We start from the raw sequence: 1,357 nt of genomic DNA on the forward strand, positions 1-1,357 counted from the left end.
TCTTCGAGAACGTGTACGCGGACGGGCACGCGCTCGTCGACGAGGAGCGCGCCCAGTTCGCCGCCTACCAGGCGTCGTTCACGGACGCCGGGGAGGGCAAGTAGCCATGACGACGGAAAAGATGGCGCTGGCCAAGGCGATCAACGAATCGCTGCGCACGGCCCTCGAGGCCGACCCCAAGGTCCTGATCATGGGCGAGGACGTCGGCAAGCTCGGTGGTGTCTTCCGGGTCACCGACGGGCTGCAGAAGGACTTCGGCGAGGAGCGGGTCATCGACACCCCGCTCGCCGAGTCGGGCATCGTCGGCACCGCGATCGGTCTGGCCCTGCGCGGCTACCGCCCGGTCGTGGAGATCCAGTTCGACGGTTTCGTCTTCCCCGCCTACGACCAGATCGTCACCCAGCTCGCGAAGATGCACGCGCGGGCGCTGGGCAAGATCAAGCTGCCGGTCGTCATCCGTATCCCCTACGGCGGCGGCATCGGCGCGGTCGAGCACCACTCGGAGTCCCCCGAGGCGCTGTTCGCGCACGTGGCGGGCCTGAAGGTGGTCTCTCCCTCGAACGCGGGCGACGCCTACTGGATGATGCAGCAGGCCATCCAGAGCGACGACCCGGTGATCTTCTTCGAGCCCAAGCGGCGCTACTGGGACAAGGCCGAGGTCGACAAGGACGCCATCCCCGGTCCGCTGCACAAGGCCCGGGTGGCGCGCGAGGGCAGCGACCTGACCCTGGTCGCCTACGGTCCGATGGTGAAGGTCTGCCTGGAGGCCGCCGCGGCCGCCCAGGAGGAGGGCAAGTCGATCGAGGTCCTGGACCTGCGCTCGATGTCCCCGATCGACTTCGACTCCATCCAGGCCTCGGTCGAGAGGACCCGCCGCCTGGTCGTGGTGCACGAGGCGCCGGTGTTCCTCGGGACGGGCGCGGAGATCGCGGCCCGCATCACCGAGCGGTGCTTCTACCACCTGGAGGCGCCCGTTCTGCGGGTCGGCGGCTATCACGCCCCGTACCCGCCGGCCCGCCTGGAGGAGGAGTACCTTCCGGGCCTGGACCGGGTGCTCGACGCCGTCGACCGCTCGCTGGCGTACTAGGAGAGAGTCGTGACGACGATGACTGAGAACGCGTCGGGACTCCGCGAGTTCAAGATGCCCGACGTGGGCGAGGGACTCACCGAGGCGGAGATCCTCAAGTGGTACGTCCAGGTAGGTGACACGGTCACCGACGGCCAGGTCGTCTGCGAGGTCGAGACCGCCAAGGCGGCCGTCGAGCTGCCGATCCCCTACGACGGTGTGGTGAGCGAGCTCCGCTTCCCCGAGGGCACGACGGTGGACGTCGGCCAGGTGATCATCACGGTCGACGTG

The 1,357-nt window shown here is 68.7% G+C and carries 2 protein-coding genes; both read left to right on the forward strand.

The window, feature by feature from the left end; all coding sequences use genetic code 11:
* The first annotated feature begins 106 nt into the window (after nucleotides 1-106).
* Nucleotides 107-1,087, forward strand: a complete 981-nt coding sequence (locus ACFYW9_RS41385) for an alpha-ketoacid dehydrogenase subunit beta (protein ID WP_389160364.1) — start codon at nucleotides 107-109, stop codon at nucleotides 1,085-1,087.
* A gap of 9 nt (nucleotides 1,088-1,096) precedes the next feature.
* On the forward strand, nucleotides 1,097-1,357 hold a 261-nt coding region (locus ACFYW9_RS41390; RefSeq protein WP_389160368.1), incomplete at its 3' end, for a biotin/lipoyl-containing protein.

Source organism: Streptomyces sp. NPDC002698, from assembly GCF_042888945.1.
Lineage (GTDB): Bacteria > Actinomycetota > Actinomycetes > Streptomycetales > Streptomycetaceae > Streptomyces.

What these genes read in the sequence shown, in the direction of transcription:
- ACFYW9_RS41385 (WP_389160364.1), top strand. Translation starts at nt 107, where the DNA reads ATGACGACGGAAAAGATGGCGCTGGCCAAGGCGATCAACGAATCGCTG.